This window comes from Propioniciclava soli, from assembly GCF_014858005.1.
GTDB lineage: Bacteria > Actinomycetota > Actinomycetes > Propionibacteriales > Propionibacteriaceae > Propioniciclava > Propioniciclava soli.
Genome location: NZ_JACYOT010000020.1, coordinates 44272 through 64432 on the forward strand (window position 1 = coordinate 44272; position 20161 = coordinate 64432).

A 20161-nucleotide genomic window follows, 5' to 3' on the forward strand; every position below is an offset into this window, starting at 1 on the left:
ATCACACGGCTGTCATTCACTGGCTCTCCCCCATCGATCGGTTGACGCCTCACCGAAGGCGCCGAGTCACCCGCGCGGGCGGTTGCCCGCGTGGGGCTCCGCAGGTTCAATGGGTGGGTCCGTCACCCCATCCAACGCCGGAGGCAGCATGCAGTTCCTGGAGGGCACGCTCATCCGCTACCCCTGGGGCACCTACGACGCCATCGCCGGCATCCTGGGGAAGGAGCCCGACGGCCAGCCGCTGGCCGAGCTGTGGCTCGGCGCCCACCCCTCGGCTCCGGCGCGGCTGGGCGACACGACGTTGGACGCCGCCCTGGCAGCCGACCCGTCCGCGCTCGGCGAGGCCTCGCAGGCCGCGTTCGGACCGCAGCTGCCGTTCCTCATGAAGATCCTCTCGGCGCGCCACGCCCTCTCGCTGCAGGCGCACCCGTCGCGCGACGAGGCCGAGCGCGGCTTCGCCGCCGAGGAGGCCGCCGGCATCGCCCGGGACGACCCCCACCGGACCTACCGCGACGACTGGCCCAAGCCGGAGATCCTCGTGGCGCTGGAGCCGTTCCACACCCTGTTCGGCTTCCGCAGCCCGCTGCTCACCTGGCACCTGTTCCACCAGCTCGGCGTCGGCGCCGACACCCTGCGGCTGCTCGGCCCGCTCAACGCGCGCGGCGGCGAGGCGGCGCTGCAGGAGGTCTTCCTCGACGTCCTCACGATCGAGGGTGACCGCATGGGCATCGTCACCGACGTGCTGGCCTGCGCCCGCGAACACGCCCGCGACGAGGGCCCCGTGGGTGATCTCGCCCGCACCGCCGTGGAGCTGGAGGCCGTCTTCGGCACCGACCGCGGCATCCTCGCCGCCCTGTTGATGAACCGGCTGATCCTGGCACCGGGCGAAGCGGTGTACGTGCCCGCCGGCGTGATGCACGCCCACCTGGCCGGCACGGGCATCGAGGTCATGGCGTCGTCCGACAACGTCTTGCGCGGCGGGCTCACGAGCAAGCACATCGCCGTCGACGAGCTCGTGCGCGTGGTGGACTTCGCCTGGTGCACCCCCGAGGTGCTCCACGGCGACGAGACCGCCCCCGGCGTCTTCGACTACCCCACGCACTGTGACGAGTTCGACGTGTGGCGCCTCGAGGCGACCTCCGGGCGTTCGCTGCGCGTCCCGGCCGACGGTCACGCGCGCATCGCGTTGGTCACGCGGGGGGACGCCCACCTCTCCTCCGCCGCCGGCGACCTCACCCTGGCCCGCGGCGAGGCGGCCTTCCTCGGCGCGGCGGACGCCGACGTGACGCTCCGCGGGGACGCCCAGGTGTTCCTCTCCGCTCCCGGTCTGGCCACGGCGCGTCCCGCGAGCTGACGCCCCGGGCGCCGGGTGGGTCACGGCCCCTCGGAGCCGGGCGTGGCAGACTACCTGCGGGCCGACGACGTCGGCGGAGTGAGCCCCGGCGGGGGCACGGACGAAACGGGGACACCGATGGCCGGCGGACTGGCAGCCCTTCTGGACGACATCGCCGCGATGGCGCGCCTGGCCGCGGCGTCCGTGGACGATGTGGCCGCCGCAGCGGGCCGCGCCAGCGCCAAGGCCGCAGGAGTGGTGGTCGACGACGCCGCCGTGACGCCGCGCTACGTGACCGGTTTCAACCCCGCCCGCGAGCTGCCGATGATCCAGAAGATCGCCGTAGGATCGCTGCGCAACAAGCTGCTGTTCATCCTCCCCCTCGCCCTCGCGCTCAGCCAGTGGGCTCCCTGGGTGCTCACCCCGCTGCTCATGGTGGGTGGCACCTACCTCTGCTTCGAGGGCGCCGAGAAGTTGTGGGAGAAGGTCTCCGGGCACGACAAGCACGCCCCCGTGACGCCGGCCCCCCTCCAGGGTGGCGACCACGAGAAGACGATGGTGGCCTCCGCCATCCGCACCGACTTCATCCTGTCGGCCGAGATCATGGTGATCGCCCTCAACGAGGTCGCCGACGAGACCTTCTGGTCCCGACTCATCATCCTCGTCGTCGTCGGCATCGCGATCACCATCGGCGTCTACGGCGTCGTGGCGCTCATCGTGAAGATGGACGACATCGGCCTGCACCTCATCGAGAACGGCCGTGGCTTCGGGCGACGCCTCGGTGACGGCCTCGTGAAGGGGATGCCGATCGTGCTGACCGCGCTGTCCTGGATCGGCATGATCGCCATGCTCTGGGTGGGCGGTCACATCCTGCTCGTGGGCGTCGACGAGCTCGGCTGGCATGCCCCGTACGGCTTCGTGCACCACCTCGAGGAGCAGGTCGCGCACGCGACCGGCGCCCTGGGCGGCTTCCTCGGCTGGCTCACCAACACCTTCTTCTCGTTCCTCGCCGGCCTCGCGGTGGGTGCCGTCATCGTCGCCGTGATGCACCTCATCCCCCGCCGGGGCGGCACGCACGCCGCCGACCCGCACCCCACGGCGTCCGACCTGGCCGACGGCGCGGGCCACCCCAACGGCGCGGCGCATCCCGACGGTACCGGGCACCCGTGAGACCCGCCGGCTGGGCCCGCGTCCGGGACGCCCTTGCGGCGCCCGCGCGCCCGGTCGTGCTCATCGACGGGGGTTCGGGCGCCGGCAAGACGAGCCTCGCCCGCGCGCTCGCCGACGACTGGCCCGGCCCGGTACGGCTCGTCAGTCTCGACGACATCTACCCGGGCTGGGAGGGTCTGCGCGCCGGCTCGGACGCCGTGGCGCGCGACATCCTGCACCCGCGGCGTCCGGGCTTCGAGCGGTGGGACTGGGAGCGGGGCCGGGCTGCCGGCTGGGTCGACCTCGACCCGGCGGAGGCCCTGATCGTCGAGGGCTGTGGCACCCTCACCCCGGCCAACCGGGCGCTGGCCACCGGCGGGCTGTGGGTCAGCGCGCCCCCGGCGCTGCGGCGCGCCCGCGCCCTCGGCCGGGACGGCGAGACCTTCGCGGCCCACTGGGCGATCTGGGCCGCCCAGGAGCGCGCCCACTGGCGCGAGCACCGGCCCCGCGCGCTGGCGGACTGGATCTGCACCCGTGACACAATGGTCCGCGGACCCTTCCGGGTCACGCCTCCGTAGCTCAGTTGGTAGAGCGCCCGCCTTGTAAGCGGATGGTCGCGGGTTCGAATCCTGTCGGAGGCTCGTGGATCCACGCTCAATCGCCCCGACCTCCCTCGGCGTCCGCGCCGCCGCCGCCGTCGCGGGCGGGCTGCGCAGCCGCTGGGCCGACGCCACCGCGGCCAACCCCGACCACTCGCGCTGGTACGTCGAGCGCTTCCGGGCGCTGGCGGCGTCCGGCGCCGACCTGGTGGGCGAGGCCCGCCTCGTCGACGCCATGGCGCCGCGCGGGGCCACCATCCTGGACGCCGGCTGCGGACCCGGCCGTCACGCCGGCCACCTCCACCGCGCGGGGCACACGGTGGTGGGCGTCGACCTCGACCCGATCCTCCTCGAGGCCGCCGAGGCCGACGACCCCGGCCCGACCTACGTGGTGGGCGACCTCGCCGCCGTCGAGCTGCCGGCCGAGGGGCCGCAGCGGTTCGACCTCATCCTGTGCGCGGGGAACGTCCTGACGTTCCTCCACCCCGGCACGCGCCGCCCGGTGCTGGCCCGCTTCGCCGGCTGGCTGGCCGAGGGCGGTCGCGCCGTCGTCGGTTTCGGCCTCGCGCGGGGCTACGCGCAGGCAGACTTCGAGGCGGACGCCGCGGCAGCGGGGCTCGCCGTCGAGCAGCGCTGGTCCACGTGGGACCTGCGACCCTTCTCGGCCTCGTCGGAGTTCCTCGTGGCGGTGCTGACCGCGTCGGCGCCGGCCACCGCACCCGCGGGGGCGGACGCCGGCTGAGCCGCACCGCGCTCACGCACCACACGGCTCAGGTAGAGCGCCAGGTTCACCAGCGAGACCACCGTCACGACACCGTTGGTGATGACGGGAGCCGGATCGCCGACCAGGAAGCCCCAGGTGCCCCACAGGGCGAAGTTGACGCTGGCCAGCACCAGGAAGAACCCCGAGACGCCCTCCACGCTGGGGGCCCGCACGAGCTCCATGCCCTGGGTCACCAGGCCCCACACGCCCGGGATGATCGCGACCAGCCCGAACGCCTCGCTGCCCAGCAGCACGGCGACGGCCACCATCGCGAGACCCATCGCCAGGCCGGGCGCCAGCACCGCCGCGACCGAGCGCCGGTTGCCCCGGGCCAGCAGGACCAGGATGGTGAGCGTGACCGCGATGCTGAGGACGTTCACCACAATGAGGTTCGCCTGACCCGTCCGGAGGCCGTGGATGCCCCACGCCAGGTTGATGCCGAGGATGGTCTGCCACGTCCACACCGAGACGCCCTCCACCTCGCGGGTGCGCCCGATGCGCCACGCCTGGGGGATGCCGAGGATCACGCCGGTGACGGTGGCGATCCAGCCGACGAGGAGGGTCCAGTCCATGCGTGACTCGCTTCGAAGAAGGGGCGGGAGGGGTCATCTCCCAGTGTGAGGCCCCCGCGCGGTGCACACCAACCGGTTGCCTTCCGCTGCCACGGAAACCCGTGCCGGGCGGGGCCTCACCGGTGGGTCTTCACTGGGCCAGGCCGGCGTCGTGGACGCGGATCGCGACCTGGACGCGGTTGTCCACACCGAGCTTGTAGAAGATGCGCGTCACGTACGCCTTCACCGTCGCCACGCTCATGTACAGCTCGGCGGCGATGTCGGCGTTCGCCTTGCCCTGGCCGATCGCGACGGCCACCTCCCGCTCCCGTTCGGTCAGCTGGGCGAGCTGGGCGCGGGCCTCGTCACCCCGGGTGTCCCCCGCCGCCCGGGTGGCGACGGCGACGACCTGGGCGACCACGCTCGGCGACAGGATCGTCTCGCCGGCGTCCACCGCGACGATGGCCGCGACCATCTGGTCCGGCGGAGTGTCCTTCAGCAGGAACCCGGACGCGCCGGCCTGCAGGGCCCGCAACACCATGTCGTCGGAGTCGAACGTCGTCAGCACGATGACGCGGGGCGCATCCGGGCGCGCGAGGATCTCGGCGGTGGCGGCTAGGCCGTCCAGACGCGGCATCCGGATGTCCATGAGGACGACGTCGGGCCGCTGCCGGGCCACCACTTCCAGGGCTGCCTGGCCGTCACTGGCCTCCTCGACGACGCTGAGCGACGGCGCGCCCCCCAGGATCAGCCGGAGCCCGGCGCGGACGAGCGGGTCGTCGTCGACGAGCACGATGCGGATGGTGTCGGTCACGGTTCCTCCTGGTGTGGTGTCTCAGCGTCGATGGTCCCAGGGCAGCCATGCGTCGAGCACGAACCGTCCTTCGTGGACGCCGGCGTCGACGCGTCCGCCCAGCATCTGCACCCGCTCCGTGACGCCCACGAGCCCCAGGGCGGCCCCCGGGACGCCACCGCCCACCTGGGTCACGTCGTTGGTGACCCGGAGGTGGACGCCGCTGGCCGGGGCGCCCTCCAGCAGCATCGCGACGCGCGCCCGGGGGGCGTGCTTGCGGGCGTTGGTGAGCGCCTCCTGCGCGATGCGGAACAGGTGGCGCTGCTGCACGAGCGGCAGGCCGGGAGCGAGCGTGCCCCGCAGGTCGACGACCTGGCCGAGGGCGCGGGCGTCCGCCAGCAGGCCGGGCAGGTCGCCCAGGGTGGGCTGGGGGGCGACCGGCTGGGCCGCGTCGCCGGGCAGGCTCGGCCCCTCGCGCAGCGTCGAGAGCACGCTGCGCAGCTCGGTGAGCGAGGCGTGGGCGTTCTCCTGGATGACCCGGGCGATCTCCTGGGTCTGTTCGGGCGGCAGATCGGTGCGGTAGGCGAGGGCGCCCGCGTGCATGGAGACCAGCGAGATGCGGTGGGCGAGCACGTCGTGCATCTCGCGGGCGATGCGGTTGCGCTCGGCGAGGACGGCGAACTCGCGGTCGCGGTCGGCCTGTTCGACCCGTGCGTGGAAGGACGCCTGCCGGTCGCGGCGGACGCCGAGGTACGCGCCGAGCAGCGCGAACAGGGCCTGACCGACGAACGCCGCCACGATCACCGGCGCGCTGAGGGCGGCCGACCACGGCCACAGGTACGAGCCCAACGCGACCGCCAGTCCGACGCCGAGGGCGATCAGCGTGCGCGGCAGTTGGCGCCGTGAGGCGAGGGAGATGAGCGCCCACCCGCCCACCGGGGCGCTGGTGGCGGAGATCAGCATGAACCCGTGGATGACGAGGCAGATCGCGAGGGGGAAGCGGCGCCGCAGGTGGATGATGGCCAGGCTGACGACGCCGAGGACGCCGTCGAGCGCCATGACGACCGCCGGGAGGCGCAGGTCGGCCAGCTCACCCTCGGCCGGGATCGGGGCGGCCGCATCCCCGGTGCCCGTGCCCACCTGATGGGCGAGCGCGTAGGCCAGCGCGGTCAGCGCGAACCACGCCAGGCAGAGCAGGTACCGCCACGCCAACGACGCCCCCGACAGGCGCGGGGGCGGGTACCGCTCGGGCTCGAACATCGCCAGCCACGTCGCGCGGGCCCGGCGGGCGGGCGTGCGGGCGGCGGCGGGGGTCACGCCGACCAGCCTAGGGAGCCGCGGCGCCGGCGTCCGCCGCCGCAGGTCGCGGCGGGCGCGACTTTGGTCGAGAACGCGTGGTGCGCGGGTCAGGAGGCCGGCCCGGCCCCCTGGGTGCGCTGCCGCCAGAAGTAGCTGACGAGCATGGCGACCAGCAGCACCACCGAGATGATCCACAGCACCCAGGCGTAGGTCTCGACGACGGTGACGGCGGGCTCACCGATCCAGTACCCCAGCGCGAGCCAGCCTCCCTTCACGGCCAGCGCGCCGAAGGCCGCCACCGGCGCGAACGTCCGAAACCGGACGCCGGCCGCGCCGACCGCGACGAGGATGATGTTCATGGGGAGGGGCAGCGGCAGGAACGACACGAGGGTGGCCGGGATGGCGAACCGGTGCGTGACGTCCCACGCCCTGTCCCACCGGCGCTGGGTGCGCGGCGACTTGGCTGATGACCACACGTCCACGATGCGCCGGCCCCACAGCCGCCCGGCCCAGTAGTAGACCGACGCGATCGCGAGCGAGAAGAGCGTCCCCGTGACCCAGACCAGCGGCCACCACGGGCTGCCCGTCGCGGCCAGCGCTCCCACGTAGGCCAGCCCGGCGCCATAGCCGAGGCCGGCCAGCAGGAAGGGCGCGGACGTGAGCAGCACGGGCCGCAGCGGAATCATCGCCAGGGAGTACAGCCCCAGCACGCTCATCGCCACGAGGCAGGCGAGGTCGGCGCGGGTCGGCTTGGTCTGCCACGGCATCGACGGGTCGGCCCACCACTCCTGCTCGCCGTCGCCGTCGCCCTCGCCCGGGCCGCCACCGGGGGCGGCGAGGTCGGGGGGGACGCGGTCGCGGTCGACGCGGTCGGGATCGGGCTGGGTCACGGCCGCGAGCCTACCTGCGGGCCACCGTGGGACCGCCGCGCCAGGAGGGTTCGGCGCGGACAACCCGTGGCGAAGCAGTGCGCAAATCGGCACAGGGTGGTTCAATGGAAGCGGGTCGCAACGGTTGCGGCCCTTCCACTACGGATCGTCGGGCACGTACCTGCCCGTGGAAAGGGGGGTGGCCCCTATGGCCACAGTTTCATTCCGGGACGCCACGCGCGTCTACCCGGGGTCGGAGCATCCGGCCGTCAACAAGCTCAACCTGGAGATCGGCGACGGCGAGTTCATGGTGCTCGTCGGCCCGTCGGGTTGTGGCAAGTCGACCTCGCTCCGCATGCTCGCGGGCCTGGAGGAGGTCAACGCCGGCAACATCTTCATCGGGGACCGTGACGTCACGGACCTGCCGCCGAAGGACCGGGACATCGCGATGGTGTTCCAGAACTACGCGCTCTACCCGCACATGACGGTGGCCGACAACATGGGCTTCGCCCTGAAGATGCAGAACGTGCCGAAGGCCGAGCGCGAGCAGCGCGTCATGGAGGCCGCCAAGCTGCTGGGTCTGGAGTCCTTCCTCTCCCGCAAGCCGAAGGCCCTCTCGGGTGGTCAGCGTCAGCGCGTCGCCATGGGCCGCGCCATCGTGCGTCACCCCTCGGTGTTCCTCATGGACGAGCCGCTGTCCAACCTGGACGCCAAGCTGCGCGTCTCCACCCGCACGCAGATCGCGGCTCTCCAGAGCCGCCTCGGCGTCACCACCGTCTACGTGACCCACGACCAGGTCGAGGCCATGACGATGGGTGACCGCGTGGCGGTCATGAAGGACGGCGTCCTGCAGCAGGTCGACAGCCCGCTGAACCTGTACGACTCGCCGAACAACCTGTTCGTGGCGGGCTTCATCGGCTCCCCGGCCATGAACCTGATCACGGGCCGGGCGACCGCCGACGGCGTCCAGGTGGGCGACTACGTGGTGCCCGTGCGCCGCGAGGTGCTGGCCAAGGCCAAGGGGGAGACCGACCTGACCCTCGGCATCCGCCCAGAGCACTTCACCACCGGTGAGGACGGCCAGGGCATCGGCGTCGACGTCGCCGTGGTCGAGGAGCTGGGTGCGGACTCGTACCTGTACGGCACGCTCGCCGGCCTGGCGGAGGACGAGAAGCTCATCGCGACGCAGATCGTCGCCCGTCTGGAGTCGCGCCACCCGCTGACCAAGCGCGACACCGTGCGCCTGCAGCCGGACTACGACCGGATGCACGTGTTCAGCAACGCCACCGGCGATCGCCTCACCTGAGTCGCTCCCGTTGACCGGGTCGGGGCCCGCGGCGCATGCCGCGGGCCCCGCTCGTTGTGGCCACCTGAGGCTGATGCCTCGCCGCGGGTCACGGTGCGACAATGGGGAGGTGCCTCGCTTCCTGTCGGCCCAGCCGGACGCCCGCCTCATCCCCCTGCCGTGGAGTGTGCCCCTGGCGGCGTGGCCGACCGAGCACCTCGTCGCCCTGCCGCGCGGCATCTCGCGGCACGTGGTGCGGTTCATCCAGGTGGGGGACGGTGTGCTGGCCGCCAAGGAGGTGCTGGAGAGCCCTGCGGTGCACGAGTACCGCACCCTGCAGGAGCTGCACCGGGTGGGCGCGCCGGCCGTCGAACCCGTGGCGGTGGTGACGGACCGGGTGGGTCCGGACGGCCAGCCGCTCGACCCGATCCTGCTCACCCGGCACCTGCAGTTCTCGCTCCCCTACCGGTCGCTGTTCTCCACAGGGGTCCGCCCCGAGACGGTGTCGCGCCTGCTGGACGCGATGGTGGTGCTCCTGGCCCGGCTGCACCTGATCGGCTTCCTGTGGGGGGACGTGTCGCTGTCCAACATCTTGTTCCGGCGCGACGCGGGTGAGTTCGCCGCCTACCTCGTGGACGCCGAAACGGCAGAGATGCACGACGTCCTCACCACCGGCCAGCGCGCCCACGACCTCGACATCGCCATCGTGAACCTGTTCGGCGAGTTCTCCGACCTGGAGGCCGGCAAGCTGCTCGACGAGAGCCTCGACCCGCTGGAGCTGGTGCAGCAGATCGAGAGCCGCTACCACGCCCTGTGGCGGGAGCTGACGGGTGTCGAGGAGTTCTCCGGCGACGAGTTGTTTCGCATCGAGTCGCGCGTGCGCCGGCTCAACCAGCTGGGCTTCGATGTGGCGGAGCTGGACATCCGCACGGCCCGCGACGGCTCGAGCGTGACGATCCAGCCCAAGGTGGTGGACGCGGGCCACCACAGCCGACGCCTGCTGCGGCTCACCGGCCTCGACACCGAGGAGCACCAGGCCCAGCGGCTGCTCAACGACCTGGACACCTATCGGGCGCGCTACGGCCTGGGGCACGTCGAGGAGTCGGTCGTCGCCCACCGCTGGCTCACCGAGTCGTTCCAGCCGGTCGTCCACGCCGTGCCGCCCGAGCTGACGGGCAAGCGGGAGCAGGCCCAGATCTTCCACGAGGTGCTGGACTACCGGTGGTACGCCAGCCAGCGCGCCCAGCGTGAGGTGCCGCTCACGGAGGCGGTGCACGGCTACATCCACGACGTGCTCGCCGTGTTGCCCGACGAGGTGATCTCGAACGAGTTCGTCGGCGCGGGCTCCCGGACGCTGCTCAACCCCTACGACCCGTCCCAGGGGTTCGCCGACGACGAGGAGGAGGAGGAGGCCCCGTTCGACCCGTGGGAGGCCGCGGCGTCCGACCCGGACTTCGAGAGCCTGCCCGCCGTGTTCGACATCGACGCGCTGCGCAAACTGAAGGGCTGATCCCACCCGCCCGTGGGGCGCGACGGCTGGCGGCGGCGCCCCCTGACTGGCATTTGGACCCGAGGAAATGGCGCCATGGCGCCATTTCCTCGGGTCCAAATGCGCGGCGGGGGGTCGGTGGTGGGGTGAAACACGGGTCTCCGGGGCACCGATACGATGGGGCCGTGAGCTTCCACCTGTACGACAGTCGCACGCGGACGAAGACGGAGTTCCGGCCCCTGGTGCCGGGCGAGGTCTCGATCTACGCGTGTGGCCCGACCGTGCAGAAGGCCCCCCACCTCGGTCACGTGCGCAAGGAGGTCAACTTTGACGTCCTGCGCCGGTGGTTGACGGCGTCCGGCTACGCCGTGACGTTCGTCGCGAACGTCACCGACATCGACGACAAGATCCTGGCCGTCGCCGAGGAGGCCGGTGAGCCCTGGTGGGCGCTGGGGCACCGCGTCGAGGCCGAGTTCCACGCCGCGATGGCCGCGCTCGGCAACGCCCCGGCCACCTACCAGCCGCGCGCCACCGGGCACATCCCCGAGATGATCGCCCTCATCGGCGAGCTCATCGAGGCGGGCCACGCCTACGCGCCCGCCGACGGTTCCGGCGACGTCTACTTCGACGTGGCGAGCTGGCCGGCGTACGGCTCGCTGTCGGGTCAGAAGGCGTCCGAGATGGAGCCGGACGCCGACGTGGACGTCCGCGGCAAGAGGGATCCGCGCGACTTCGCGCTCTGGAAGGGCGCCAAGCCCGGCGAGCCCGAGACCGCGATCTGGGACGCGCCGTGGGGGCGGGGGCGTCCGGGCTGGCACATCGAGTGCTCCGCGATGGCGGGCAAGTACCTCGGGCCGGCGTTCGACATCCACGGCGGCGGCATCGACCTGCGGTTCCCCCACCACGAGAACGAGATGGCGCAGAGCCAGGCGGCGGGGCGTCCGTTCGCCACCTACTGGATGCACAACGCGTGGGTGACGATGGCCGGGGAGAAGATGTCGAAGTCCCTGGGCAACACCGCCGACGTGCACGAGGCCGTGGCCCGCCACGGCGGCCGGGCCGTCCGGCTGTACCTGGCCGGGCCGCACTACCGCAGCGCGATCGAACTCAGCGAGGAGTCCCTGGCCGAGGCGTCGGCCCAGCTCGAGCGGATCGACTCGTTCCTCACCCGCGCCGCAGAGACGCTGGGCGCCGGTCGCGCGCCCCGGGTCGGTGCGACCGGCGGCGACGCGACCGATCGCTGGGCGCGGTTCGCAGCCGCCATGGACGACGACCTGGGCACGCCCGGGGCGCTCGCCGTGCTGTTCGGCGCCGTCCGCGAGGGCAACCAGGCGCTCACCGACGGCGACACCGACGCGCTCGCGGAGGTGGACGCCGACGTCCGCGCGATGCTGGCCGTCTTCGGCCTCGCGCCGGACGCCCCGGAGTGGGCGGCGGCGTCCGCGTCCGCTGCCGACGACCTGACCGGCGTCGTGGACGCCCTCGTCCGCACCCTGCTCGACCAACGGGCCGAGGCGCGCGCCCGCAAGGACTGGGCGAGCGCGGACGCCATCCGCGACGCCCTCGCGGCCGCCGGCCTGCAGGTCACCGACACCAAGGACGGGGCCCGCTGGTCCCTCGAGAGGAACTGATCCGATGCCGGGCAACAGTCAGCGCAAGGGAGCCGTCCGCAAGCGCGGCAAGGGCGTCGGGAACACCGGCCGCACCGCCGGGTCGGGCGGACGCGTCCGCCGCGGGTTGGAGGGCAAGGGGCCGACCCCCAAGGCCGAGGATCGTCCGTACCACAAGGCCTATCGGAAACGGAGGGCGAGCGAGTCGCCCATCTCCGACGAGCGTCCGCGCGGGCGCCGCACCCCGCCCGGGGAGCAGCGCGTCCGAGAGAACACCAAGGGTGCGGGCGCGGAGTGGATCATCGGGCGCAACCCCGTCCACGAGGCCCTGCAGGCCGGGCTGCCGATCCGCCGCGCGTTCATCGCCGAGGGCACCGAGCGCGATTCGCGGGTCACCGAGATCCTGCGGCTGGCGGCCGAGCAGGGGATGACGCTGCTGCAGGCGTCCCGCCGCGAGCTCGACCGGCTGACCGGCGGGGCCGTGCACCAGGGCGTTGCCCTGCAGATGCCGGAGTACGAGTACGCCCACCCCGGCGACCTGCTGGCCGAGGCGCTGGAGACCGACGACCCGATCGTGGTGGCCTGCGACTCCATCACCGACCCGCGCAACCTGGGCGCGATCATCCGCTCCTCTGCCGCCTTCGGCGCGCTGGGCGTCATCGTGCCGGAGCGCCGCTCGGCCCACATGACGGCGACGGCGTGGAAGGCCTCGGCCGGGGCCGCGGCGCGCGTGCCGGTCGCGCTGGCCGGCAACCTCAACCGGGTGCTGCGCGAGTACGCCGAGGCGGGGTTCACGGTGGTGGGCCTGGCCGGCGAGGCCGAGATCGACATCGCGGACGTCCCCGGAGCGGACGGGCCGGTGCTGCTCGTGGTTGGCTCCGAGGGCGACGGGCTGGCCCGCCTGGTGCGCGAGAACTGCGACGTGCTCGCGTCCATCCCGATCGGCGCCGACACCGAGAGCCTCAACGCCTCCGTGGCGGCCTCGATCGCGCTGTACGAGCTGGCCCGCTTCCGGGGCTGAGCCCCGCGACACGCTCACTATTGGCTCAAACTCCACCTTGCAAGGTGGAGTTTGAGCCATCAGTGTGCGTGTCGGCCCCCACGGGGCGCGCCCCGCGGGGGCCGGCTCTGTGCCTCAGCCGCAGAAGGACGCCGCCGCCTGGGGATCCCAGGCCAGCGGGGTCCGCGAGCTCGTGCACAGCGTCGAGGTGACCCGCGCGGGCTGGCCGTCCACCGGCTGGGCCGCCGGGGCGGTGCCGAAGGCCCGCTCGATGCCGAACAGCGACCCCCACATGTCCGGCCCGGCCGACTGCTCGACCTTCGTGTCGTCCGGATCCAGCCCCGCCGCCTCGGCGAAGTGCCGGAACGCCTCCGGGCGACCCATCACGCCGTCGATGTAGCCGACCTCCTGGGCACGCTCGGTGCCGAGCATCGCCGCGCCCAGGTCGTCCACGATGACGCTCGGCGCGATGTCGCGCGCGGTGGCGACGTGGTCGACGAACGCGGCGTACTCCTGGTCGATGAACGACTGCAGGTCGGCTCGCTCCTCGTCGGTCAGCGGGCGGTAGGGGTTGCCCACGTCCTTGCCGCGGCCGGCGGTGATGTACTCCTGCGTGACGCCCCCGGTGGTGGTGACCCCACCGCCCAAGATGCCGCCGTCGACGGCCACCACATCGGTGTACTGGGCGATCGGGCCCATGATGACGCCGACGCTGCCGACCAGCGAGCCATGGTCGGCGAGAATCTCGTCGGCCCCCGCCATCGTCCACATGCCGCCCGAGGCGGACATGTCCTGCACGTAGGCGTACACCGGCTTGCCGGTGCGCTCCTTGTAGCGCTCCATGGCGGACGACATCGCCGCGGAACCGCTGATCGACCCGCCGGGGGTGTTCATCAGCAGCACCACGCCCCCCGCGTCCTCGGCGGTCAGGTCGTCGAGCAGGTCGGCCACCTCGTAGCCGTACGTGCCGCCGGTCAGCCCGAGCCCGTCGGACCCGTGCGCCATGATCGTGCCCTCAATGGGGATCGCCCGCAGCGTGTTCGTCGCCGTCTCCGGGCCCCACACGGTGTTCATGGTCTCGAGCTGCGTCTGGCCAACGCCCGCCATCGAGGACGCCATGCCGGCGAACGCCGCCATGCTGGCGACGCTGACGACGCCGCCGACGAGGCTCAGCGCCACGGCGGCCGCCCCCAGGCCGAGGCCGACGCCCGAACCGATGCCGAAGCCGCGCTTGAACCCGCCCTCGCGGCGTGGGGCCGGCGGCGCGGCGGCGTACGGCGGCGGGACGGGAGGCCGCCCGCCCGCGACGGCGGGCGCGGCACCACCGGGCGGGAACGGGGCGCCCGCGCGCGGATCACCGGCGCCGGGAACGCCCGGGGCCTGCGTGGAACCCCCCGGAACGGCCTGCTCCGGCGCGGGTGTTCTCGGCGAGGTGGGCTGGGAAGGAGTCTGGTCCGACATGGACAACCTTTCTCGAGGTGGTGTCCTCGAGGCTAGCGGGCGGCCCCCGGGGTCCGCGTCCTGCCAAGGTCGACCCGCCCGCGGCCCGGGGCAGCCGAAGGTCGATCTCAGGGGCGGACGATGACGATCCGGTTCTCCTGCGGGTCGTGCAGCAGCCATCCCCGGCCCGGCACCTCGGCGACGACGCTGCGCCGCTCGAACGGCACCTGCCACAGCGTGTCGCCGGTGGTGAGGGCGTATCCGCGCAGCACCGGCATCTCGTTCTCCCACGTCAGCGCCAGCAGGCGGCGTCCGTCGCAGGCCGTGTCGACCAGCTCGCCATGCTGGGGCGCCTGCCACACCTCGGACCCGCCCTCCCGCTCCTGGGCGTGAAAGGTGCGCTGCGGGCTGACGGCGTCGTGCGTCACGAGCAGCCCACCGCAGACCAGCTGGGGGGTGCCCTGGCCCAGCGCTGCGGTCGCCCCGTTGGGCTGGACGCCGAGCAGCGTCGGCGGCTGCGGCGCCGTCTCGTCGGTGGAGGCGACGAGGCCGAGGGTGGGCGTCTCGGCCGAGGGGACGTCGCGCCCCGGCAGCGTCACCAGGCGCGCCGCGACGGGGAACAGCTCCTTGCCGCTGGCGTCGTAGAGGGTGGCGCTGTTCAGGTCCGTCCGGACGCCGAGGCGGCCGTCGGGCAGCACGGTGACGTCGAGGCCGTCCACCAGCGCGCCCACCCGCCCGAGGTCGGACTGGGTGCGGAGCAGCGTTGGGGTGGTCGGCCCGTACGGGGCGTCCGCCTGCGTCGTCACCGCGACCAGCGGCCCGGCGCCGTGCAGGCTCACCGGGGCCCCCGCGCGCGACGGCAGCGTGCCGGTCGTCGTCGCGAGCGTGACGCCGTCGTCCCCCACCCGCGTGAGCGTGACGCCCAGCTCGCGGACGCCCTCGCCACCGGGATCGACGTACGACAACACGAACAGCCCGCCGGTGGGTGAGACCCACACCTGCTGCGGCGCCTCGACGCTGCCGGTGTGGGTGGTGAGGACGGTGCCGTCGACGAGCCGGACGGTGTTGATGCTGCGATCCGACGACACGCAGACCACGGCGTCCAGCCGGTCGTGGTTGCAGACCAGGCGGCCGGTCAGCCGGGCCACCCACAGCACCGATCCCTGCGTCAGGCTGAGCCCGCGCACGTAGGACGCCTCGTCCGACGCCGACACGACCACGGCGAGATCGGCCCGCTCCGGGTTGAGCTCGCCGGGGAACACGAACACCGGGGCCGCGAACCCCTCCGGCTGCAACTCGGCCACGGACAGGGCCCAGCCCTCGGCCAGCGGCCGCTCCGCGGCGGGGAGGATCTTCTCGGTCGGCGGCTCGGCGGGGCGCTGCGGACCGGCAGGGGTGGGGGCGGCGTCCGGCACCACGAAGGCCTGGCTGGCGACCCCGAGCGCCAGGGCGAGATTCACCACCACGAGGAGCGCGCCGACCACCCACGGGGCCCGGCGTCGCCGACGCTCCTCGCCGAGCTCGGGACGCGCGGGCTCCGCCACCCGCACCGACGGCTCGATGCGGCCGCAGTGCAGACACTGGTTCGAGCCCTCCAACAGGCGCGAACCGCAGTGCGAACAGAACATGGAACTCCTCGGGGCCACCGTCGGCCCCCAGCCTAGGGCCGACCACCGCCAGCACGCGCACCCACCGCCGGGGTGGTCGCCGGGCACGCCCCCGGCGGGTGTGCAATAGATTGGAGGCCTCGCGCCCTCGTGAAGGAGTCCGTTCCGTGCCCGATCTCACTGCCACCGCGTCCCGCGCCTTCAGCGACGCCCTCACCGTCATCGCCTCCGTGGAGCCCCGGATCAGCGACGCCATCCGCGCCGAGCTGGCCGACCAGCGCGGCTCGCTGAAACTCATCGCCTCGGAAAACTACGCCTCGCTCGCGACGCTGCTCACCATGGGCAACTGGCTCTCCGACAAGTACGCCGAGGGCACGATCGGCCACCGCTTCTACGCCGGCTGCCAGAACGTCGACACCGTCGAGTCCGTGGCCGCCGAGCACGCCCGGGAGCTGTTCGGCGCCGAGTACGCCTACGTGCAGCCGCACTCCGGCATCGACGCGAACCTCGTGGCCTACTGGGCCATCCTCAACGCGAAGGTGGAATCCCCGACCCTGCAGCGGCTCGGCGCCAAGACGGTCAACGACCTCGCCGAGAGCGACTGGGAGGACCTCAGGGCCGAGTTCAACCGCCAGCGCGTGATGGGCATGAGCCTGGACGCCGGCGGCCACCTCACCCACGGCTTCCGCCACAACATCTCGGGCAAGATGTTCGCCCAGCACTCCTACGGCACCGACCCCGAGTCCGGTCTCATCGACTACGACAAGCTGCTGGCCGACGCCCGGGAGTTCAAGCCGCTGATCCTCGTGGCGGGCTACTCCGCGTACCCGCGCCGGGTCAACTTCGCGAGGATGCGCGAGATCGCGGACGCCGTCGGCGCGGTGCTGTTCGTCGACATGGCGCACTTCGCCGGTCTGGTCGCCGGCAAGGTGTTCACCGGCGAGGAGAACCCGATCCCCTACGCCGACGTCGTCGCGACCACGACGCACAAGTCGCTGCGCGGCCCCCGCGGCGGGCTCGTGCTCGCCACGAAGGAGTTCAGCGACGCCGTCGACAAGGGCTGCCCCATGGTGCTGGGCGGCCCCCTGTCGAACATGATGGCCGCCAAGGCCGTCGCGCTCGCCGAGGCACGCACCACGGCGTTCCAAAGCTACGCCCAGGCCGTCGCCGACAACGCCCAGGCGCTCGCCGACGGGCTGCTGCGCCGCGGCGCACGCTTGGTGACGGGCGGCACCGACAACCACCTCGTGCTCATCGACACCACCACGTTCGGCCTCACCGGGCGCCAGGCCGAGTCGGCGCTGCTCGAATCGGGCGTGGTCACCAACCGCAACTCGATCCCCGCCGACCCCAACGGCGCCTGGTACACCTCGGGCGTCCGCATCGGGACGCCGGCGCTCACCTCCCGCGGCCTCGGCGCCGACGACTTCGACGAGGTCGCCGACATGATCGTGGGCGTCCTGACGGGGGCCGAGCCGGTGACGGCGTCCACCGGCAAGCCCGGCAAGGCGAAGTACACGCTCCCCGACGGCCTGGCCGATCGGACGAGGGCGCGGGCCGAGGAACTCCTCGACCGGTTCCCGCTCTACCCGGGCCTCACCCTCTGAGCTTCGGCCGGTTCGCGGAGTACACGACGTTGGCCCTCCCTCAGAAGGCCATCGCGTCCTCGTGCTCCAGGGGTGCGACGAGAACGCCGGTGACCTTGCCGGCGTGATTGACGGCCACGTGCCCGACCATCCGGCCGGCCTCGTGCTCCAGCACCAAGCGGGCCACGAGGGGGCCCGGCTGGGGTTCCAGCGGAAGGAGCTCCCCGGCGAGAGTGCGGACGCCGTGGCCCGAGTAGGACTCCACCTCGCCCACCGCTGCCAACACCTCACGCCACACGCCAGCCACCCGGCCGCGGCTCAGCTCGCGGGCGCAGTGGCTGGTCATGGCCGCGTGCAGGGCCGTGTAGTCGGCGGCCGCGATGCTTCGGAAGACCGCCTCGGCGAGGGCCGCGGGGTCGACGTGCGGGCCCGTGCCCAACGTCCGCCCCGAGTCGGGATCCACCGGGCGGCCGAACCGCTTGAACGCGGCCTGGCGGCTCACGCCCAGGACGTCCCCCAGCTCGGCCCATGAGCAGCCCGCCCCGCGGGCGTCCAGCACGGCGGCGGCCAGGGCACGGTCGGCCGCCAGGGCGGCGTCCCGGGCCGAGACCACCGCGGCCAACGGATCAGGAGTCTGTCCCACGGACCCGTTGCCTTGGTAGGGCTCCGACCATGATCGCGGCGACGATGCCCATCATCCCTGCCAGCCCCGGGCTCACGGGGAAGAAGAACGCCGCAACCACGGCGACCAGCGCGGCGACCACGACCTGGGTGAGCTTGCGGAGCTCCCACTCCTGCTGGGGCAGCTTGTCCTCCTCGGACGTCCGCCAGCGCGTCGGTGCGATCAGCGCACCCACCAAGAGGGCCAGGGCGGAGAGGGCGGCGACCAGGATCGGGGACCATCCCAGGCCCTGTTCCAGCGATGCGAGGAACACGGCGGCGGTGAGAAAGGAGATGCCGGCGAACAGGGACCACAAGCGCTTGTTCATGGCTCCACCCTCGGCCACGCCCCCATTCATGTCAACTTTTGGTTGACATTGCCCAGGCTGGTGGACTCAGCGTTCGACGAGCGTGCCCTCGAGGGTCGTGACGAAGTTGCGCAGGGAATCCGGCAGGTCGGCGAGCTGCCACCCCTGCGGGCCGTGGTACCAGGCGAGGTCGACCTCGTCGGTGGCGTCGTCGATGTCGGTGGCCACCAGACCGTCGAGCCAGCGCTCGGTGCCGCCCAGCACCATGGCGAACGGCAGCACCTCGCTCAGCTCATCGACCTCGTGGCCGTGGGGCATCTCGTGGGTGGGCTGGGTCAGCAGCTGCCCGCGGAGCACCCCCAGCCCCGCCAGCACCGAGGAGCCCTCCGCGGTGCGGGCCGGCATCTCCTGACCGAGGATGCCCGCACCCAGGCTGAGCGCGATGAGCACCAGACCCAGCAGGCCGAACGACGTGAAGGCGACGAGCACGACCGTCAGGAGCACGGCGACGACGAGGGCGATGCGGCTGCCCGTCGTCCAGAGGGTCCGGGTCTCGTCCGGGCGCTGGACGAACCAGCCACGCTCGACGACGTCGTCGTACAGGGCGGACTGGACGTCGCCCAGGGCTCCGGCCACCTCGTGCCCCACCTCGGAGAGCAGTCCCACCCGTCCACCCGGCGTCACGGCCGCCAGGATCCGCTGCTCGAACGGCCGCAGCTCGGCCACACCGCCCCGCGGCACGAACTCCCAGTCCGTCCGGGCGAACGGCGTGGGCCGCGGCAGCTCGCGGATGAGCAGGGCACCGCGCACCGCGAGGTCGACCACCGTGGCCGCCACGTCCACCGGGTCGACGCGCTCGTCCACCACCGTGCCGACGTGGCCGGGCCGAATCTGCTCCTCGACCGTGAAGGCGCTCTGCCCCTCCCCCACGGGCCGGAAGGTCGCGACGGGGCGGGGGGCGGCGTCCGCACCACCCGCGTCCTGCCCCAGATGACGGTGCACGAGCCACAGTGCGGCGAACCCCAGCAGCCCCAGGCCGATGGCCAGCGCGAGCGGCAGGGGGCGCGTCGAGAAGGCCCGGTCGAGCGACCACAGCGTCTCGAGATCCTCGTTCGGGGCGACGACCGCGGCGGGGTACCGGACGACCGTCTGCACGACCTCACCCGGGCCGCGCGGACCGTCGTGGAAGGCCGGCACCTGCTGGTCGTGGGTGCCGCCGCTGTACCAGCCACACGCCCCGGGGTTGGCGGGCGGCCCGGCCGCGCAGTCGACCATCACGAACGGGCCCGGGGCGGCCACGGTCGCGTCGAAGGAGGTCACGCCGACGTTCAGGCCCTGGAGGAGCCGCCAGGACACCGTCGTCGTGTCCTGCGTGGCGAAGGCGGCCCCGCGCACGGTGTAGCCGAGGCGGATCGGCGCGGTGGGGTTGGGGATCGTCACCACCGTCGCTCCCGCCTCCTGCGTGACCGTGGCGCCGGCGTCGGCACCGTCGGCCGTCGTCACCGCGATGTCGGTCACCGTGAAGTGGTAGGCCCGGCGATCCGGAACGGCCAGGGTGGTCGCGAAGCGCTGCACCAGGTCGCCCGGGGCGGCGTCCGGGGTGATCGTCGCCTCGACGCGCAGCGCGCCGTCGGGCTCGACCGTGGCGGCGACCTCGTAGGACTCCACCACCGTCGCCGCCTGCGCGGGCGGCGCGACGGCCAGCACGCTGAGCACCGTGGCGGCGAGCACCGTGGCCGCCAGCCGCGCGGTCACGCGGGGCAGCGACGCGACGAGGCGGCGGGGACGCAGGCTTCTCACGTCAGAGAAACTACAGCACC

General features: G+C 73.0%; 17 protein-coding genes, 1 tRNA gene and 1 pseudogene. 10 read left to right on the forward strand and 9 right to left on the reverse strand.

Features of this window, described 5'->3' with window-relative positions; translation table 11 throughout:
* The first annotated feature begins 148 nt into the window (after window positions 1–148).
* The 5 genes from manA (at window position 149) to IFY26_RS16065 (ending at window position 3823) form a co-directional block, all read left to right on the forward strand.
* Window positions 149–1354: a mannose-6-phosphate isomerase, class I gene (manA, locus tag IFY26_RS16045; RefSeq protein WP_232550010.1), complete on the forward strand. Its 1206-nt coding sequence runs from the start codon at window positions 149–151 to the stop codon at window positions 1352–1354.
* A gap of 42 nt (window positions 1355–1396) precedes the next feature.
* Window positions 1397–2503: a DUF808 domain-containing protein gene (locus IFY26_RS16050; RefSeq protein ID WP_232550011.1), complete on the forward strand. Its 1107-nt coding sequence runs from the start codon at window positions 1397–1399 to the stop codon at window positions 2501–2503.
* On the forward strand, window positions 2500–3060 hold the full coding sequence (locus IFY26_RS16055) for a nucleoside/nucleotide kinase family protein (RefSeq protein WP_232550012.1): 561 nt from the start codon (window positions 2500–2502) through the stop codon (window positions 3058–3060). The genes IFY26_RS16050 and IFY26_RS16055 overlap by 4 nt, the downstream gene beginning before the upstream one ends.
* Window positions 3051–3123, forward strand: a tRNA-Thr gene (locus IFY26_RS16060). Before IFY26_RS16055 ends, IFY26_RS16060 begins: the two co-directional genes overlap by 10 nt.
* Before the next feature lies 1 nt (window position 3124).
* Window positions 3125–3823 (forward strand): class I SAM-dependent methyltransferase, encoded by a 699-nt coding sequence (locus tag IFY26_RS16065; RefSeq protein ID WP_232550013.1) that lies wholly within the window; start codon window positions 3125–3127, stop codon window positions 3821–3823.
* Window positions 3824–4311: 488 nt separating this feature from the next.
* Here IFY26_RS16065 and IFY26_RS16070 read toward each other — a convergent pair.
* From IFY26_RS16070 to IFY26_RS16085, 4 genes and pseudogenes are all read right to left on the reverse strand, one after another.
* Window positions 4312–4416, reverse strand: a pseudogene (locus tag IFY26_RS16070) (PQ-loop domain-containing transporter); the annotation flags it as partial.
* Between the two features lie 130 nt (window positions 4417–4546).
* Complete coding sequence (locus tag IFY26_RS16075; RefSeq protein WP_232550014.1) at window positions 4547–5209, reverse strand: response regulator transcription factor; 663 nt, start codon at window positions 5207–5209, stop codon at window positions 4547–4549.
* A 21-nt stretch (window positions 5210–5230) separates the two neighbouring features.
* Entirely contained in the window at window positions 5231–6505 is a 1275-nt protein-coding gene (locus IFY26_RS16080) for a sensor histidine kinase (protein ID WP_232550015.1), read from the reverse strand.
* Window positions 6506–6594: 89 nt separating this feature from the next.
* Window positions 6595–7377, reverse strand: coding sequence for a DedA family protein (locus tag IFY26_RS16085; protein WP_232550016.1), 783 nt, complete (start codon window positions 7375–7377; stop codon window positions 6595–6597).
* A 187-nt stretch (window positions 7378–7564) separates the two neighbouring features.
* Between IFY26_RS16085 and IFY26_RS16090 the strand changes: the two genes are divergently transcribed.
* From IFY26_RS16090 to rlmB, 4 genes are all read left to right on the forward strand, one after another.
* Window positions 7565–8662: an ABC transporter ATP-binding protein gene (locus tag IFY26_RS16090; protein ID WP_232550017.1), complete on the forward strand. Its 1098-nt coding sequence runs from the start codon at window positions 7565–7567 to the stop codon at window positions 8660–8662.
* Between the two features lie 109 nt (window positions 8663–8771).
* Window positions 8772–10151, forward strand: a complete 1380-nt coding sequence (locus IFY26_RS16095) for a DUF4032 domain-containing protein (protein WP_416046587.1) — start codon at window positions 8772–8774, stop codon at window positions 10149–10151.
* A 164-nt stretch (window positions 10152–10315) separates the two neighbouring features.
* Complete coding sequence (gene cysS / locus IFY26_RS16100; RefSeq protein ID WP_416046588.1) at window positions 10316–11761, forward strand: cysteine--tRNA ligase; 1446 nt, start codon at window positions 10316–10318, stop codon at window positions 11759–11761.
* A 4-nt stretch (window positions 11762–11765) separates the two neighbouring features.
* Window positions 11766–12761, forward strand: a complete 996-nt coding sequence (rlmB, locus tag IFY26_RS16105; RefSeq protein ID WP_232550019.1) for a 23S rRNA (guanosine(2251)-2'-O)-methyltransferase RlmB — start codon at window positions 11766–11768, stop codon at window positions 12759–12761.
* 114 nt (window positions 12762–12875) lie between these two features.
* Here rlmB and IFY26_RS16110 read toward each other — a convergent pair whose 3' ends face one another.
* Both IFY26_RS16110 and IFY26_RS16115 read right to left on the reverse strand, forming a co-directional pair.
* Window positions 12876–14201, reverse strand: a complete 1326-nt coding sequence (locus IFY26_RS16110) for a S49 family peptidase (RefSeq protein ID WP_232550020.1) — start codon at window positions 14199–14201, stop codon at window positions 12876–12878.
* Window positions 14202–14308: 107 nt separating this feature from the next.
* On the reverse strand, window positions 14309–15808 hold the full coding sequence (locus IFY26_RS16115) for a zinc ribbon domain-containing protein (RefSeq protein ID WP_232550021.1): 1500 nt from the start codon (window positions 15806–15808) through the stop codon (window positions 14309–14311).
* A 146-nt stretch (window positions 15809–15954) separates the two neighbouring features.
* On the opposite strand from IFY26_RS16115, the gene IFY26_RS16120 reads away from it, so the two are divergent.
* Window positions 15955–17394 carry a glycine hydroxymethyltransferase gene (locus IFY26_RS16120; protein WP_232550022.1) on the forward strand — a complete coding sequence of 480 codons (1440 nt, stop codon included), beginning with the start codon at window positions 15955–15957 and terminating at the stop codon, window positions 17392–17394.
* A gap of 40 nt (window positions 17395–17434) precedes the next feature.
* Here the strand turns inward: IFY26_RS16120 and IFY26_RS16125 are convergent, their stop codons facing one another.
* From IFY26_RS16125 to IFY26_RS16135, 3 genes are all read right to left on the reverse strand, one after another.
* Window positions 17435–18016: a hypothetical protein gene (locus IFY26_RS16125; RefSeq protein ID WP_232550023.1), complete on the reverse strand. Its 582-nt coding sequence runs from the start codon at window positions 18014–18016 to the stop codon at window positions 17435–17437.
* Window positions 18000–18362 carry a hypothetical protein gene (locus tag IFY26_RS16130; RefSeq protein WP_232550024.1) on the reverse strand — a complete coding sequence of 121 codons (363 nt, stop codon included), beginning with the start codon at window positions 18360–18362 and terminating at the stop codon, window positions 18000–18002. The genes IFY26_RS16125 and IFY26_RS16130 overlap by 17 nt, the downstream gene beginning before the upstream one ends.
* 66 nt (window positions 18363–18428) lie before the next feature.
* Window positions 18429–20141 carry a DUF2207 family protein gene (locus IFY26_RS16135; protein WP_232550025.1) on the reverse strand — a complete coding sequence of 571 codons (1713 nt, stop codon included), beginning with the start codon at window positions 20139–20141 and terminating at the stop codon, window positions 18429–18431.
* Between the last annotated feature and the right edge of the window lie 20 nt (window positions 20142–20161).

What these genes read in the sequence shown, in the direction of transcription:
- IFY26_RS16115 (WP_232550021.1), bottom strand. Translation starts at nt 15,808, where the DNA reads ATGTTCTGTTCGCACTGCGGTTCGCGCCTGTTGGAGGGCTCGAACCAG.
- rlmB (WP_232550019.1), top strand. Translation starts at nt 11,766, where the DNA reads ATGCCGGGCAACAGTCAGCGCAAGGGAGCCGTCCGCAAGCGCGGCAAG.
- IFY26_RS16090 (WP_232550017.1), top strand. Translation starts at nt 7,565, where the DNA reads ATGGCCACAGTTTCATTCCGGGACGCCACGCGCGTCTACCCGGGGTCG.
- IFY26_RS16110 (WP_232550020.1), bottom strand. Translation starts at nt 14,201, where the DNA reads ATGTCGGACCAGACTCCTTCCCAGCCCACCTCGCCGAGAACACCCGCG.
- manA (WP_232550010.1), top strand. Translation starts at nt 149, where the DNA reads ATGCAGTTCCTGGAGGGCACGCTCATCCGCTACCCCTGGGGCACCTAC.
- IFY26_RS16130 (WP_232550024.1), bottom strand. Translation starts at nt 18,362, where the DNA reads ATGAACAAGCGCTTGTGGTCCCTGTTCGCCGGCATCTCCTTTCTCACC.